This is a genomic window from Streptomyces sp. DSM 118878 (genome assembly GCF_052936595.1).
Map to the genome: position 1 here is coordinate 7,129,723 of NZ_CP193622.1, position 15,852 is coordinate 7,145,574.

Genomic DNA, 15,852 nt, shown 5'->3' on the forward strand with positions numbered 1-15,852 from the left:
CTTGTTCGTCCGTAGAAACGCCACTTCCCTGGTGCCGGCGCTTGTGGCCGTGGTCCTGCTGACCACGGGCTGCGCGGGCCAGGACGACACCCGGGACACCCCCGGGGGTCCCTCTCCCTCCGCCACCCCCCACGGCTACGTCGAAGGAGCCGCCGAGGCCGCCGAGCAGCAGTCCCGACTTCTGCTCGGCGACGCCTCCACCGGAGACACCCGCGTACTGGACCTGATCACCGGCAAGGTCCACGACACCGCGCGCAGAACGGGTGTCACCGCACTCACCACGGACGGCCGCTTCGGCTACTTCCACGGCAAGGACGGCACCCACGTCCTGGACAGCGGTGCGTGGATGGTCGACCACGGAGACCATGTGCACTACTACAGCGCGAAGATCCGGGACGTCGGCGGGCTTCCGGGAGGCGCCGGTACCAGGGTCCGCAGTGACGCCGGCGTCACCGTGGTGACCGAAGCGGACGGAAAGGCGGGTGTCCACCGCCGTGCCGAGCTGGAGAAGGGCAGGATCGGCAGCCCCGTCGTGCTTCCCGGCACCTACGCCGGAGCCGTGGTGCCGTACGCGGAGCACCTGATCGCTCTCAGGGAGGACGGGGACGGCCCCGCGAAGGTCGTCGTGCTCGACCGCGCGGGCAAGCGCGTCGCCTCACCGGAGGCCGGATGCCAGGACCCGCGCGGTGATGCCGTCACCCGGCGCGGAGTCGTCCTCGGCTGCGCCGACGGCGCCCTGCTCGTCCACGAGGACGACGGCACCTTCACCGCCGAGAAGATCCCGTACGGCGAGGACGTGCCGAAGGCGGAGCGGGCCACGGAGTTCCGGCACCGCGCGGGCAGCACCACGCTCACCGCACCCGCGGGGAAGAAGGCCGTCTGGGTCCTGGACGTCACCGAGCGCGCCTGGACGCGGGTGAAGACCGGCCCCGTCGTCGCCGCCAACACCGCGGGCGAGGGCTCCCCCCTGGTCGTCCTGGAGACCGACGGAGCCCTGCACGGCTACGACATAGCCGGCGGCAAGGAGACCGCGGTCACCGAACCCCTGCTGAAGGACCGGCCCAAGGCCGCGACCGGCGGGACCCCGGCACCCGTGATCGAGGTCGACCGCAGCCGGGCCTACCTCAACGACTCCGCGGGCAAGCGCGTGTACGAGGTCGACTACAACGACGGCCTCCGCGTCGCCCGCACCTTCGACCTGGACGTCCGGCCGTCCCTGATGGTGGAGACGGGACGATGAGCGTGCGCACACGGACGGCGCGGGTCCGCGCCCTGCTGCTGACCCTCGTCAGTCTCTTCGTCGTCGCCGGTACGGTGACCGGCTGTACGAGCGGTGACGACCGGCCCCAGGTGGTGGTGACGACCAACATCCTCGGTGACATCACCCGCCGGATCGTCGGGGACGAGGCCGAGGTCAGTGTCCTGATGAAGCCCAACGCCGACCCGCACTCGTTCGGACTCTCGGCAGTGCAGGCCGCCGAGCTGGAGAGCGCCGACCTGGTCGTCTACAACGGGCTGGGCCTTGAGGAGAACGTACTGCGGCACGTTGCCGCCGCACGCGAGTCCGACGTGGCCACCTTCGCGGCCGGCGAGGCGGTGGACCCGCTCACCTTCCATACCGGGGAAGAGGGCGGGCCCGCCGATGGAGCCGGAGAACCCGACCCGCACTTCTGGACCGACCCCGACCGGGTGCGCAAGGCCGCCGGCCTCATCGCCGACCAGGTCGTCGAGCACGTCGGGGGTGTGAGCGAGAAGGCCGTCCGGGACAACGCCGAACGCTACGACGGGCAACTCGCCGATCTCACCGCCTCGATGGAGAAGTCCTTCGCGGCCATCCCCGAGGACCGCCGTGGCCTGGTGACCAACCACCACGTCTTCGGGTACCTCGCCGACCGCTTCGGTTTCCGGGTGATCGGCGCTGTCATCCCCAGCGGTACGACACTCGCCTCACCCAGCTCCTCCGACCTGCGCTCCCTCACCAAGGCCATGGAGGACGCCGGGGTGCGCACCGTCTTCGCCGACTCCTCCCAGCCCACCCGACTGGCCGAGGTGCTCCGCCAGGAGATGGGCGGCGACGTGGACGTCGTCTCGCTGTACTCCGAGTCGCTCACCGAGAAGGGCAAGGGCGCCGGCACCTACCTGGAAATGATGCGCGCCAACGCCTCGGCCATGGCCGACGGCCTCACCCGCGGCTGAAACCGCTGAACACCGCCCTGACAGGGCCGGAGAGGAAACACATGATGGACAAGTCGACACGCGCCAGAACACTCACGGGCACGGCTCTCGCCCTGGCGGCGGCCATGGCACTGACCGCCTGCGGCGGCAAGGACGACGCCTCGTCCGAAGCCGGGCCGAAGCAGTCCGCGGGCAGCGGAACCGCCGCGGTCAAGGACCCGTTGGTCGCCACCTTCGACGGTGGGATGTACGTCCTCGACGGCGACAAGCTGAAGCTGAGGAAGACGGTCGAGCTGCCCGGTTTCAACCGCGTCAACCCCGCGGGCGACAAGGAGCACGTCGTCGTCTCCACCGACAGCGGCTTCCGGGTGTTCGACGCCGCCCGCGGCACCTTCACGGACACCGAGTACAAGGGCTCCAAGCCCGGGCACGTCGTGCGGCACGCCGGCAAGACGGTCCTGTTCACCGACGGCACGGGTGAGGTGAACGTCCTCGACCCCGCCGGACTCGGCGACGGCACCGACCCGCGGACCCGCAAGTACACCTCCGCCGAGGCCCACCACGGTGTCGCCATCGAGCTGGCCAACGGCGAACTCCTCACCACCCTGGGCACCGAGGAGAAGCGCACCGGCGCCCTGGTCCTCGGCAAGAACAACAAGGAGATCAAACGCGCCGAGAACTGCCCCGGCGTGCACGGCGAAGCCGCCGCGAAGGACGAGGCGATCGCCGTCGGCTGCGAGGACGGCGTGCTGATCTACAAGGACGGCAAGTTCACCAAGGTCGACGCCCCCGACGACTACGGACGTATCGGCAACCAGGCGGGCAGCGACGCCTCCCCGATCCTCCTCGGCGACTACAAGACCGACCCGGACGCGGAACTGGAGCGGCCCACCCGCATATCCCTGATCGACACCCGGACGGCGAAGCTGCGCCTGGTGGACCTCGGCACCAGCTACTCCTTCCGCTCGCTCGCCCGCGGTCCGCACGGCGAAGCGCTCGTTCTCGGCACCAACGGCACCCTCCACGTCATCGACCCGAAGTCCGGCAAGGTGGTGAAGAAGATCGACGCGGTGGACGACTGGCAGGAGCCGCTGGACTGGCAGCAGCCCAGGCCCACCCTCTTCGTCCGTGACCACACGGCGTACGTCTCCGAGCCCGGCAAGCGCCGACTGCACGCCTTCGACCTGGACTCGGGGAAGAAGATCACGTCCGTGACGCTCCCCAAGAGCACCAACGAACTGTCCGGCGTCGTGGGCGGCCACTGACCTGATTGGTAGGGGCGACCGCCGGAACCGGGGTACTGTCTTGGTCATGTTCTTCCAGAGGCAGATTTACGAGTGAGAGCGTGACGGGCCCCTGCTGACGCCCTTCGACGTCGCAGCGCCCGTCCCCCACCGATGAATCCGTAGATCACTTCACACCATTCCGGGAGAACCCATGAGCAAGAACATCAACAACCCCGTGGGCATGGGCGGCGGCAAGCGCAAGAAGCTGTCCCGCGCCGAGCGGCAGAACAACGGCCCGCACCGCAACCTCGACCGCCAGAGTGCCGCCGAGCAGAAGGCGGAGCTGGTGCGCAAGATGCGCGAGAAGGTGGGCGCGGCCGAGGACGCCGGGCAGACCGGCGACGACACCGCACAGAGCTGACGCACCGCCGCCGCGGGGCGGCATCGCACGAGGCAGGGCCCGGACCGCGACATGCGGTCCGGGCCCTGTGCCGTGCCGGGCACGTCCGCGCTATCGGCGGATGACCGAGCGGATCCAGGAGAGCTGCTGCGAGACCTCCCCGGCCTGGGCGCTCTTCTCCCGGTCCGAGCCGTTGAAGACGCCGACGAGGACTTCGGTACCACGGGGTCCCGCGGTCGTCACCGGGCCTCCGGAGTCGCCACCGGCGGGAATCCCGGACACCTTCTTCATGCAGAAGTCGGGGCCGCCCGGCGCGGTGTGACCCGCGCACAGCGGGTCGTCCTGCCGCACGACCTTCAGCTTCGACTGCTTGAGCACGGGGGACTGGCAGGAGCTCTCATCCGTGGTGCAGGTGGCGCCCCACCCGTACTGCCGCACGGTCTGGCCGGTCTGGACGCCCACCGTGGACAGGCGCGCCGTGCGGACGTTCATCGGCGGGACCTTGACGAGCATCATGTCGGCGTGCGAGCTGCCCACGCGCTCGCCGCGCAGGGGGCGGACCGTGGTGCCCCTGCGCATGTCGAGCTTGCCGACCCGGAAGGAGATCCGCCTGTCGGCGACCGGCTGCGCCTGCTCGTAGAAGCAGTGCGACGCGGTGAGGATCCACTGGCGGCTGACCGCTGTGCCGGTGCACGCCGGTTTGCCGTCGACGAGCATGCGTACCGCCCACGGGGCGTAGGTGCTCTTCGACCCGCCGATGACGGCCGAGGCCGGAGTGGATGACATCACCGAGCCCGCGACCAGCGCCAGGGCGGTCACCAGCAGTACGTGAACGCGACGCATCATGCAGAAAGCTCCTCTCATGGGGGTACAGCCGTACAGGTAGTGAGAGCCCCCGCCGAGCAAAAGCGTTCCGCACGAGCGCTACGACATCGCCAAGCCGGCCCGGTACGCCAGGACCACCGCCTGGACACGGTCACGGAGATCCAGTTTGGTGAGGATGCGGGAGACGTAGGTCTTCACCGTCTCGGGGCTGATGACCAGCTCGGCGGCTATCTCCGCGTTCGACAGGCCCTCGCTGATCAGGAGAAGGACCTCGTGCTCGCGGCCGGTGAGGGCTTTGAGGCGTTCACGCTCGGGGGACACGGGGGCGGTGGCGGGGCGCAGATGCGCGGCGTGGCGGCCGATCAGGGCGCGGGTCACGGCGGGAGCCAGCAGGGACTCACCTCGGGCGACGGTGCGCACCGCGTTGATCAGCTCGGGCGGTGCGGCGTCCTTCAGCAGGAAGCCGCTGGCACCAGCCCGCAGGGCCTCGTACACGTACTCGCCGACGTTGAAGGTGGTGACCACCAGGATCTTCGCGGGGCTGGTGGAAGCGGGGCCGGCCAGGCGGCGCGTGGCCTCGATCCCGTCGAGCAGGGGCATGCGGATGTCCATGACGACGACGTCCGGCTTCAGCTCCTCGGCGGCGCGCACCGCCGCCTGCCCGTCCGCGGCCTCCCCCACGACCTCCATGTCGGGCTGGGCGGAGAGGATCGTGACGAAACCGGCGCGTACGAGGGCCTGGTCCTCGCAGATCAGCACCCTGATCGCAGCGGGCGGAACACTCATGCGGTACCTCCTGTGGGGATGCGCGCGTGGACACGGAAGCCGCCTTCCGGGCGGAAACCCGCCGCGAACTCGCCGCCCAGCGTCTCCACCCGTTCCCTGAGCCCGGTCAGACCCCGGCCTCCCGAGACGTGCCGGCCGTTGTCGCGGAGGGAGGTGGACCCGCAGGTATCGTCCGCGGTCCCCGCGGTGGTCACCTCGACCTCCGTCCAGTCGGAGGTGTGCGCGAGCCGTACCAGTGTCCGGTGGCCCGCGGCGTACTTCACGGCGTTCGTGAGGGATTCCTGCACGACGCGGTAGGCCGCGAGCCGGGCGCCCACGGCCGTGGGCGGCTGCCGCCCTTCCTCGATCAGCTCGATGGGCTGGCCGCCGGCTCGGGTCCGCTCCACCAGGTCGGGCACCTGGCCCGGCATCGGTGTCCGCCCCTGGGGCCCCGCTTCGCCGGTCGCCTCCAGCACCCCGAGCAGGAAACGGAGTTCGGCCAGCGCGTGGCGGCCGGTGCCGTTGATGGCGCCGAGGGCCTCGCCCAGCCGGTCCGGTGAATCGGTGAGGTACTGGGCCGCGCCCGCCTGCACCACCATCGCGGTCACGTGGTGGGTCACCACGTCGTGCAGCTCCCGCGCCATGCGGCTGCGTTCCGCGGCGATGGCGACCTGCGCGGACAGGTGCCGGCGCGCTGCTTCCTGCCGCCGCTGCCCGCGGACCAGGGCGCCCAGCCCCCACGTCACGACCAGGACCGCGTAGTAGAGCAGGCAGTCGATCAAGCCGGCGGGCGAGCCCAGCAGGTGCAGGGCGACGCAGAAGAGTATGTATCCGCCCGTCGCCGCCAGGGGGACGGCCCGCCGGTGGCGGTCCAGGTGGGCGCCCACCGAGTACAGCGCGACGTACAGACCCAGGCTGCCGAAGGTCGGGGGGCAGCCGAGGCACTGGTGGACCGCGAACGACGTGCCCGCCACCGCGAGGCAGGCGGCCGGCCACCGGGTCCGCACCGCGACCGGCAGGGTCTGCCCCAGGGTCAGCAGCACGCTCGCGGCGGAGGCGCCGTTGACGGGCAGGTCGCCGAATTGCGCCCCCATCAGGGCCATCGGCGGGATGAACGACAGCACCGTGAACACGAGCGCGAACTCGCGGTCCTTGACGGCCGCGGGGCGCCCTTCCCACCAGCGCGACAGCAGGCGCAGCCGGGCGGTCGGTTCATGAACTGATCGGTCTTCCCTCATCACTCATGATTATTCACGAGTGATGAGGGCTGAGGGTCAGGGCTGTGCGGGAACGCGCGCGGAGCGGAGCTGGTGGCGGGTGTAGAGGTGGCCCCGGCGCCGGGCGATGCGCAGGAACACGACGGTGGGGACGGCGCAGACGAGGATGGCGAAGATGCTGGCCTCCGGGCCGAAGTCGCCTCCGGTGATGGCGGTGGGGCCCGAGAGCACGCCGCGGAGCAGACCCTCCGGCGCGTCCTCGTTGCCGGAGACCGTGACGCCGAAGATGCCGCCGAGGGCGAAGTTCCAGCCGAAGTGCAGGCCGATCGGGAGCCACAGGGTGCGGGTCGCGGCGTAGGCGGCACCGAGCATGAGGCCCGCCTCGATGGCGATGGCCAGCGCGCCCCATATGGTGGCACCGGAGTTGACCAGGTGCAGGGCCCCGAACAGCAGCCCCGAGAGGGCCAGCGCGCCCCAGGTGCCGGTGAGTTCCTCCACGACGCGGAAGACGATGCCGCGGAAGAGGAGTTCCTCGACGACTGCGATCCCCGCCGTCATCCCGAGAACGGTCACCAGGCCGCTGACGGAGATCCCGTCCTTCGTGCTGTAGTCGCCGCCGCACAGGACGATCAGGACGAACGTCGCGGCGAAGAGCCCGAGGCCGGCGCAGATGCCGGTGCGCAGGCCGGACCGGGCACCCGCGGTCTCCAGCTCGAACGCGGGGCGCTGTTCGAGGACGCGTACCGCGGCCGCGTAGACGCACAGGCCGAACAGGACGGACACCGCGCCGAACAGCAGGGACAGCACCGGATTGTCGCCCGCCAGGCTCCTCGTCCCCGCGATGAGCGCTGTCACCAGGAGGAAGAGCACCACCATCACCGCCAGCCGTACCCCGGCCGGCCACACCCGGCGGGTCGGTTCGAACGGTGCTTGCGAGAACTGCTGCCTCGCCCATCGCGCTGCCCGAGTGTTCCGGAGCGGCATGGCGTTTCCTCCACTGTTGACCGGCGGCCCGGCCGCCCCTGCATCGAAGGGAACGCTACGAGCCGGAGCGCCTCGTCACGTCCCCCCGCAGTGGACAATCGCTGTAGCTCGCACGGGGGACAGGCCTCAGGCGTGACTCCGCTTCGAGGACCCGCCGTCGACCGGCCGGGACCAGGGTCGGGGCCGTCAGAGGGAGCCGAGCGTACCGGTGAGTACGGCGCTGACGAGTTCGGTGCGGGAGCGTTTCCCGGTTCGGGCGAACAGCCGGGACAGTCGCCGGGAGACCGCGTCCTCATTGAGGTGCAGGACGGTGGCGATCTGGCGGTTGGTGAGCTGTTCGGCGAGCAGGACGGTCAGCAGGTGGTCGTTCTCGGCGGTGGCCTGCTTGCGGCCGGGGATGGTGAGCCCGGCCTCTCGCATCGCGGTCCGTGTGTGGAAGCGCCACAGGGTGGCACCGGTCAGGCCGAACAGTTCGTACGCCTCGTTGAGCAGCGCGGGCGGTCCCGCGCCCCTCTCGGCGGCGGCCAGCAGCGTGGTTGCCGTCTCGAAGGGCAGGCCGCGGGCGCGAGCGAGGTCCACGGCCTCGCGCAGGTTGCCGCGGGCGATGGCGGGGGCGTCATGTCGCAGAATGAGGGCCGAGGCCAGCAGGTGCAGCAGGCGGGACCGGCCGGTGCCCGTCCGCGTGGCGATCCGCTCCAGGCGTCGCAGGCAGGCCATCGCCTCGTCGGTGCGCCCCGCCTCGGCCGTCACCTCTGCCAGCAAGGCCCACAGCTCGTCCGTGCCGTAGACCTGGTCGTGTGCCTGGGCCGTGTCCAGTCCGCTGCGCAGTGTCTTCTCGGCGCCGTCCAGGTCGCCGAGGGTCATGAGCACTTCTGCTTCCGATGCGTGCAGTGCGCACTGCGGCGGGCTCCCTTCCGGCCCACGCAGGCCCTCCACCAGTTGGAGAGCGCTGGTGATGCGGCCTCGGGCGAGAAGGATGGCCATCGTGCGAGCGGGCAGCGGCGAGGGGTCCGCCACCGGGGTCGACTGGATCTCCTGGTTGGCCAGCAACCGGCGGGCCGATTCCCATGCCTGGTCCCACCGGCCCGTGAGGTGATGGAAGAGGAACTGGCTGAGCGGGGGCAGCACCTGCACGCTCAGGCCGACTGTCTCCAGCAGGGCTTTGGCCGCGTTGAGGTCGTAGCCGGTGAGCAGGGTGTCGAACATGCCGCCGGCCAGCGAGTACAGCTTGCCGGGGTGCAGCTCCGGGGCGTCTTGCATGGCCAGTTCGCGCCGGTAGGGCTCTGGTCGGCCCATCGCCAGTTCGGCCATGGCGGCGAAACGGCCGGGCACCGCACGCGCGCCTCGACTGGTGTTCCAGACCGACTCGGTCTTTTCGAGCAGTTCCGCCGTCTTCCGCCATTGCGACAGATGGCACAGAGCCATGGCCTGGCCGGTCACCTTGGCCAGGGCGGGTATCGGTAGCTCGTCCCACCAATGGGGCGTCGCGAGTCGGGCCATCATGGGCCAGTCCCGTGCGTTGGCGGTGGTCGCCACGACAAGGCAGGCGGCCTCCTGCAAATCGAGTGCGGTCAGCGCTCGTCCCGGGTTGTGCAGCAGGATGTCCCCGACGGCACGGCCGGTTCGGTAGTCGTACGCCAGGTAGGCGGTCGTGGCGTACCGTTGCAGGGCAAGATCGCGGTCGTTGGGCTGCTCGATCAGGTGGGCGGCGGCCTTCAGCCACCGGAGCACCGGGTGGTCCTCGGTGCCGGGCCGCATCCGCTGGGCGGCGTCCGTCAGTTCGGCCACCGCACGGTCACGGTCGACCAGGCCGCCCGCGTCCGCGATCCGGTCCGCCCGGTAGGCCACTGCGTCTTTCTCGTCGAGCAGGACCGGCGCCGAGGGGACGACCTGTCCGGCGCGCTCCGCGTCCGCGTGGGCCCAGAGGACCTCGACGGCCATGGCGGACAGCCGGCCGCGTTCCATCGGCCGCAGCCGCTCCCGGACGGTGTGCGCCGTCAGCGGGAGACGGAAGGTCCAGCCCACTACCGTGGCGCCGTCCGGGCCGGTCAGTTCATCGACGATCCCCACCTCGACCAGGCCCCGCACGCCCTCGGCGACCGTGTCGGCGGACAAGTCGGTCCAGGTCGCGGTCAGTTCCAGGGCCGGTCGGCCGAGCGGCCACAGGATGCTCAGCGCCCCGGCCACCGCACCATACGGCTCGCCCAGTGCGTCCAGCGCCGAGACGAACCGGTCGTCGTCCGGCAGAGTGGGCACCGGCGTCCTCGCGCCGATGAAGGCGTGGCTGTCGGCGACCCGGATCTTGTCTCGCCGAGCCCATCCGGTGATCAGAGCCTCGACCGCCCCCGGGACGCCGCGGGTCAACTCGCCTGTCTGCCGGGCCAGGGCGGCGTCGGGCGTCGCCTGCAACCACCTCGCCACCAGCGTGGCAGTGTCTTCCGGCCCCAGCGGAGGCAGCACCACCGTACGGGTCCCTTCGGCACCGGTCAGCAGGTCGATGGGCCCGGGCATGCTCGTACGGCCTGGTGTTCGGGCCTTCTCGGCCTGCCGCCCGAAGGGTGGGGCGCCCACGCCGACAGCATCAGGGCCGCCCGCCTTCGTACTGTCCGCGCTCGGTGTGACATTTTGGACCGCCGACACCACCAGGCGGACATCGGGCGCGAGCCGCGAGACGTCGATCCCGCTCAGCAGGGCCAAGGAGGCGGGGTCGGCATGCTGGGCGTCGTCGACCATGACGGTCACCGGCGTGGAACGGGCCAGGACGGCGCGGAGCAATACGTCCATGGCCGGCCGGTCATGCCGGTCGACGGCGGACCGCGCCCTGGTGACCGGCCCTCCGGCCGGCCGCTGGCGTTTCCCGGCGGATGCGTGCTCTTCGAGCACCATGACCAGCCGCAGTGCCAGCAGCAGAGGCCGTGCGCTGTCGCCCGGAACGCAGTCCACGGCAGCCGCGGCGGTCCCTTGCGCACGCAGCCGCTCGCCGACCGCCTTGAGGAACGTACTGCGGCCCACGCCGCGTTCGCCCCGCACGAGCACCAGGCGCGGGCCGTCAGGGTCGCTCAGCCAGTCGTGGATCTCCTCCGACTCGCGCTCGCGGCCGAGCAGGCGGTCGTCGGTGCAGTCCACGTGCGCGGCCGTACCCCAGCGGACCAGTTCGTTGTTGCCCGACCACGAAGCCACTGTGCAGTGCATCCCCTTGTTCAATGGATCTCGTCGCCACGCGGTGCGGCGACCAGGACCCGCTTGCCAACTCTCCGGCGCAGGAACGAAGTTGACTCCATTCCCGTTTACCGATGAACGAAAATGAGCCGGGAGTCATCTTCCTTTCGGGTTGATGGAAACGAGCGAGGTGAGACATTGTGCAGCAGCAGCATGGAGCGGTCATCGGCAGGGACGGCGACGTCCGCGAAGTGGTCGATGCCCTGTGCGCCACGGGGGACGCGGCGCGTGTCCTGCTCATCACCGCCGAGGCCGGAATGGGCAAGACCGCCGTGGTCGAGCAGGCGAGGCGTGCGGCGGCCCAGGACGGCGCCGTAGTCGTTCGGCTCGGCTGGGAGGACGAAGACATCGATGACACGCACGACGCAATCGTCATCGACTCCGGCTGCGGCCTGTTCGTCGAGGCCCCCGACGGCTGCCTGCCGCCTCTCACCCTCGCCCGCCGGGCACGGTTGCGCGCCGCCGCGCGGAAAGGGCAAGTGACCGGTCTTTCCGCCTTCTCCGAGGCACTGACCGAAACAGCCCGCCAGACCCCGTTCGCGCTGGTCGTCGACGGCATCGAACGCATGCCGCCCCACAGCGCCGAAGCCTTGGTGCTGCTGCTGCGGATCTCGCGCCCACGCGGCGTACCCGTGGTGATGGCCGGCCGGCCGCCGCCCGCGGCGGACCCCGGCCGCGCCCAGCTGACGGCCGCGGCCGACCAGATCCTCCACCTGCCGCCACTGCGGCCGGCCGACGTCGCCACGCTCGTCAGCGGCCACATCACCAGGCGGTTCGGCCGGCCGGCCGAACCCGCGCTGGCGGACGCCGTCTCGCGGGCGCTGGGCACACTGACGGGCAACCCGCGGGCCGTGCTGTCGGTGCTCGACACACTCGACGAGCAGGACCTGCTGGAACTCGACGGCCGGCTGTGTCTCACGCTCCCCGAAAAGCATCTGCGGCTGACCACGGAGCTGGCCGAGTCACTCGGGTTCGGCCGGCCCCGCTCGCCCGCGGGCTTCGAGACCGTCTGGGCGGCGATCCTCGCCGCCCATGGGCTGGCCCACGCCGAAGTCCACGTCGACGACGTGTCCCGGCTGACGCCGTCGGCCCACGCCCAGCACATCGAGCGCACACTGGACCGGCTGGTCGCGGACCGGATACTGACCGTCGACCAGCAGGGCCGCGTGTCGTTCGCCGTCCCGGCGCTCGCGGCCGCCCTACGGACCCTGCCCGACCGGTGCGGCGTGCAGAGCTTGCACGCGCGGCTCGTCGCGCCGTTGGTGGACCGGCTCGGAGCCGAAGCCGCCGGTGGTGGCTACCCGAGGCTGGCCGACCACGTCGCAGCCGCCGGGCCGCGCCTGGACGACGCCCTCGCTGTGCCGCTGCTGCTGGCCGCGGCCCGCGAGGACGCCAGGACCAACTGGCCACGATCTGCCCGCGCCTACGCCGCGGCGCTTCACCGGCTCGCGCCGCAGGACGGGCGCACACCAGGCGTGCTCAACGAGGCGAGCAGCCTGAGCCTGCGGCACGGCGACACCGGCGGGCTGCTGGCGCTCGGCGAGCCGCTGCTCGCCTGCCTGGACCTGGCGCACACCGACATCACCGACATCACCGACACCGCCGAGGACATCGAGGGCATCGAGGACACCGAGACACCGGCGGGCCTGGAGGCTGTTGCGAGTGCCTGGGTGTGGGCGGCCGTTCACGAACACCGCTCCCCGTACGCCGATGACACCGACCCCCGCTACCGTGCGGCGCTGGAACCGTTCCCCGCCGCGACCGGACTGGCGGCACTCGGCGGCGTCTACGGCATCGGCCCGCTGCCGCCCCGGCCGGCACCCACCGCGGACCCCGCCGCGAACGCCGCCCCGGACACCGGTCCCGGGCCCGGCTGCGCACCGCTGCCCTCGCCCGCCGAACTGCACCTGATGACCGCCGCGGTGGGCAGCCACACCGAGCTGCGCCGGGCACTGCAATGCCTGCCTCCGGGCACGATCGACGAGGGGGCCCTGGACCGGCTGCGCAACGCCGCCGCCTACGCGGACCTGGCCGGTGCTCTCGCCGCTGTCCTCGGTGACCGGTACACCGCGGCACCCGAAAGCATCGCCGTCCAGTACCGGGGCATGGTGCACGACTACCTGGCGGGGGACTGGGAGGCCGCGCTGGTCGGCGCCCGCCGCATCGAGGTGCGCAGCAGGACCCACGGCGCGGCAGGCGTCCCCCACCTGGCGCGGGCGCTGGCCGCGGAAATCCACTGCATGCGTGGGGACGTCGCACGTGCCCAAGCATGGCTCTGCCTGATTCCCGACACCGTCACCCATCCGCTGGCGGCGCGAGCACGGCTGGCCGTCCGGTACCGGTCGGGCCGGGAGGACGAGGCGTTGGAGGGTGCCTGGCACGACGCGCGGCAGGCACGAAAGAGCGGCCGGCTCGCCGGTGTCGAGCGTGTGCTGCTGCGCATCCTGTCGCTCGCCGCCCACGAGGGCAGACCGCAGACGGTCCGGCAGGCCCTGGAGGAACTGGAGACCTTGCACGAGGAGGCGGCCACGCCCATGACCCACGAGGCGCTCCTCATGGCACGCGGCATCGCACACCACGACGTGGACAGCGCGCTGACCGCTGACCGATTACTCAAGAGCCGAGGTGACGTCTACCTGAGCGTCATCTCCAGCCTGGGCCTGGCGCGCATCGCCGACGACTCCCGCTCCTGGCTGACCGAGGCCATGCGCAGCGCCCAGAACCTCGCCCTCGGGCGGCCCTTCCGCAGCGCCGTCAACCGTGTCGCGCAGCTGCGCGACATCCCCGTACCGAGACTCCGCCAACCCAACGACGAGCTGACGGAACTCGACATCAGGCTGGCACGCATGGTCAGCGACGGCGCCACCAACCGGCAGATCGCAGCGGAACTCGCCTGCAGCCACAAGACCGTGGAACAGCGCCTGACACGACTGTTCCAGCGCACCGGCTGCCGCTCCCGGACGGAACTCACCGCGGCCTGGCTGAACGGAAGCCTCACCCGGCGCGGCCCGCTGTCCCCTGACACGCCCACCACGGGCGCCCGCACCGCGCCCCTGCTGGGGCCGAGACGAGCCGGCGGCCGGACCAGCCATGACGCGGGTTCACCGGTCGGCCTGTCGGCGTAGACAAAGGTACATACGCCGCGGCCGGCGCGGTGAGTGCACCCGCGCGCGGAGGTCAACAGCCCCCGCCTTTTGTCTAAGGGATTTCACAGAACGCGCCCGCGGGGGCCTTTTTGGGGGGCTGCCGGGTCGACGGCGAAGCTAGCATCGAGATCGAGCCAGCCGGTGTAGCCGCCGACGACCTCGATACATGGATTGTGAATCGATGGAGGAGTCTTGGTCGACGCCCTGCACCCCCCTGTTTCGCTGCCCACCGAGCGGAGCTGTCCCTTCGATCCTCCGGATGGCTACGCCCCCCTGCGCGAGCGGGAGCGCATAACGCGCATGAGTTATCCGGGCGGCACGCCCGGGTGGCTCATCACCCGGCATGCCGAAGCGAAGGCACTGCTCACCCATAAAAGTTTCAGCGCGCGCCAGGAAGGGCTGCTCTCCCCCGTCCCCACGGAGCTGGCGTACGAGGGTCCGGCCGATCCGGGCACTTTCGCGAAGACGGACGACCCGGTCCACAGCAAGTACCGCAAGCTGGTCACCGGCTTTTTCACGGTCCGGCGCACGCGTCAACTCACCCCCATGATCGAGCGAATCGTGCACGAGCAACTCGACGATCTGGAAAAGGCCGGGCCGGGCGCCGACCTGGTGGAGGTCTTCACCGAATCCGTTTCCTCCCGGGTGATGTGCGAGATGATCGGCGTCCCCGAATCGGAGCGGAAGAGCCTCCAGCGTCATGTGGAGACACTCGGCCGGCTCTCCTCCACCGTTCCCGAGGCGCTTGCCGCCGTGTCCGCGATGAGCGGGTTCCTGGCCCGCTTCGTCCCTAGCCGGATGAACGATCCCCGGGACGACATCCTCGGGGACCTCATCCGCGGTGGGCAGCTCACCGAGCAAGAACTCATGGGCATGACCGCCACGTTGATCACCGGGGCCTTCGACACCACGGGCAACATGCTCGCCATGGGTGTCTACACCCTGCTTGAGCACCCCGATCAACTGGCCAAGCTCCAGGAGGACCCGGAGCTCATGGGGGCCGCCGTCGAAGAGCTTCTCCGCTTCCTCACCATCTCCCACCTCGGGGCCAGCCGGTGGGCGCTCGAAGACGTCGAGTTCGCCGGTCGGACCATCAAGAAGGGCGAGGTGGTCACTGTCGCCCTCCCCGCCGTCAACCGCGACCCCGAGCGCTACGAGAACCCCGACCAACTGGACATCGGCCGTACGGATCACGGGCACTTGGGGCTCGGCCACGGCGTCCACCAGTGTCTCGGCCAGCATCTCGCCCGCACGATCCTGCGCGTCGGCTACGAGGCCCTGTTCGACAGGTTCCCCACGCTGCGCCTTGCCGTACCGGCCGATGAGGTCCCGATGCGGGACGACTGCGTGCACTACGGCCCCAAGTCGCTTCGCGTCACCTGGGACGACTGAGCGAGACGTACGAGCGGTGAACGCGACGGACGGTGGGATGTTCTCCCACCGTCCGTCACCGTCATGCAAGAGGGCCCACAAGACGAAGACATGTCGGCCCATCTCGAACGACAAGGTAGGACTGAGACCCGATGAGGATCACCGCCGACCGTGACGTGTGCTGTTCGGCGGGCCAGTGCGCGCTGATCGCGCCTGACCTGTTCGACCAGAGCGACGAGGACGGCTCCGTCGTTCTGCTCGACGCACAGCCCGACACGGGACTGCTGGACGTTGTGCGCGAGGTCGTATCCCGTTGCCCGACCGGTGCGATCCGCCTCGAAGAAGACCCTGGCGCGTGAAAACAGGGCCTGACATTTCGGGGGCACGAATGCCGGCGGAGAACGCGGCCGTGGCAGGGATCACACGACTGGTGAAGCGCCGCTGAAACCGAACCCCCGGGAAACACGTCCGGGGTGGCAGCCGTGCCCGAGTAGGTTTCTAGGGTTTCCCTTACGAAACCAGAG

At 70.7% G+C, this 15,852-nt stretch carries 12 protein-coding genes; 7 read left to right on the plus strand and 5 right to left on the minus strand.

Annotated elements, in window-relative coordinates; all coding sequences use genetic code 11:
- Position 1: 1 nt before the first annotated feature.
- The 4 genes from ACRAKF_RS31360 (at position 2) to ACRAKF_RS31375 (ending at position 3,822) form a co-directional block, all read left to right on the plus strand.
- Positions 2 to 1,240 carry a hypothetical protein gene (locus tag ACRAKF_RS31360; protein WP_447041043.1) on the plus strand — a complete coding sequence of 413 codons (1,239 nt, stop codon included), beginning with the start codon at positions 2 to 4 and terminating at the stop codon, positions 1,238 to 1,240.
- Positions 1,237 to 2,196, plus strand: a complete 960-nt coding sequence (gene aztC, locus ACRAKF_RS31365) for a zinc ABC transporter substrate-binding protein AztC (protein WP_447041045.1) — start codon at positions 1,237 to 1,239, stop codon at positions 2,194 to 2,196. Before ACRAKF_RS31360 ends, aztC begins: the two co-directional genes overlap by 4 nt.
- A 44-nt stretch (positions 2,197 to 2,240) precedes the next feature.
- The gene (gene aztD / locus ACRAKF_RS31370; protein WP_447041047.1) at positions 2,241 to 3,440 is read left to right on the plus strand and encodes a zinc metallochaperone AztD; all 1,200 of its coding nucleotides are present in this window, start codon (positions 2,241 to 2,243) and stop codon (positions 3,438 to 3,440) included.
- A 172-nt stretch (positions 3,441 to 3,612) separates the two neighbouring features.
- Positions 3,613 to 3,822: a DUF6243 family protein gene (locus ACRAKF_RS31375; protein WP_447041048.1), complete on the plus strand. Its 210-nt coding sequence runs from the start codon at positions 3,613 to 3,615 to the stop codon at positions 3,820 to 3,822.
- A 90-nt stretch (positions 3,823 to 3,912) separates the two neighbouring features.
- On the opposite strand, the gene ACRAKF_RS31380 is transcribed toward ACRAKF_RS31375, so the two are convergent.
- From ACRAKF_RS31380 to ACRAKF_RS31400, 5 genes are all read right to left on the minus strand, one after another.
- Positions 3,913 to 4,647 (minus strand): S1 family peptidase, encoded by a 735-nt coding sequence (locus ACRAKF_RS31380; RefSeq protein WP_447041049.1) that lies wholly within the window; start codon positions 4,645 to 4,647, stop codon positions 3,913 to 3,915.
- 78 nt (positions 4,648 to 4,725) lie between these two features.
- The gene (locus ACRAKF_RS31385; RefSeq protein ID WP_447041051.1) at positions 4,726 to 5,412 is read right to left on the minus strand and encodes a response regulator; all 687 of its coding nucleotides are present in this window, start codon (positions 5,410 to 5,412) and stop codon (positions 4,726 to 4,728) included.
- Entirely contained in the window at positions 5,409 to 6,629 is a 1,221-nt protein-coding gene (locus ACRAKF_RS31390; protein WP_447041053.1) for a sensor histidine kinase, read from the minus strand. The genes ACRAKF_RS31385 and ACRAKF_RS31390 overlap by 4 nt, the downstream gene beginning before the upstream one ends.
- 36 nt (positions 6,630 to 6,665) lie before the next feature.
- Complete coding sequence (locus tag ACRAKF_RS31395; RefSeq protein ID WP_447041055.1) at positions 6,666 to 7,592, minus strand: CPBP family intramembrane glutamic endopeptidase; 927 nt, start codon at positions 7,590 to 7,592, stop codon at positions 6,666 to 6,668.
- Between the two features lie 186 nt (positions 7,593 to 7,778).
- Positions 7,779 to 10,772 (minus strand): AAA family ATPase, encoded by a 2,994-nt coding sequence (locus ACRAKF_RS31400; protein ID WP_447041057.1) that lies wholly within the window; start codon positions 10,770 to 10,772, stop codon positions 7,779 to 7,781.
- Between the two features lie 179 nt (positions 10,773 to 10,951).
- Here ACRAKF_RS31400 and ACRAKF_RS31405 point away from each other — a divergent pair, with 179 nt between their 5' ends.
- The 3 genes from ACRAKF_RS31405 (at position 10,952) to ACRAKF_RS31415 (ending at position 15,687) form a co-directional block, all read left to right on the plus strand.
- Positions 10,952 to 13,936: an AAA family ATPase gene (locus ACRAKF_RS31405; protein WP_447041059.1), complete on the plus strand. Its 2,985-nt coding sequence runs from the start codon at positions 10,952 to 10,954 to the stop codon at positions 13,934 to 13,936.
- Between the two features lie 213 nt (positions 13,937 to 14,149).
- Positions 14,150 to 15,349, plus strand: a complete 1,200-nt coding sequence (locus ACRAKF_RS31410; RefSeq protein WP_447041060.1) for a cytochrome P450 — start codon at positions 14,150 to 14,152, stop codon at positions 15,347 to 15,349.
- Between the two features lie 131 nt (positions 15,350 to 15,480).
- Complete coding sequence (locus ACRAKF_RS31415; protein WP_447041062.1) at positions 15,481 to 15,687, plus strand: ferredoxin; 207 nt, start codon at positions 15,481 to 15,483, stop codon at positions 15,685 to 15,687.
- Positions 15,688 to 15,852 lie beyond the last annotated feature (165 nt).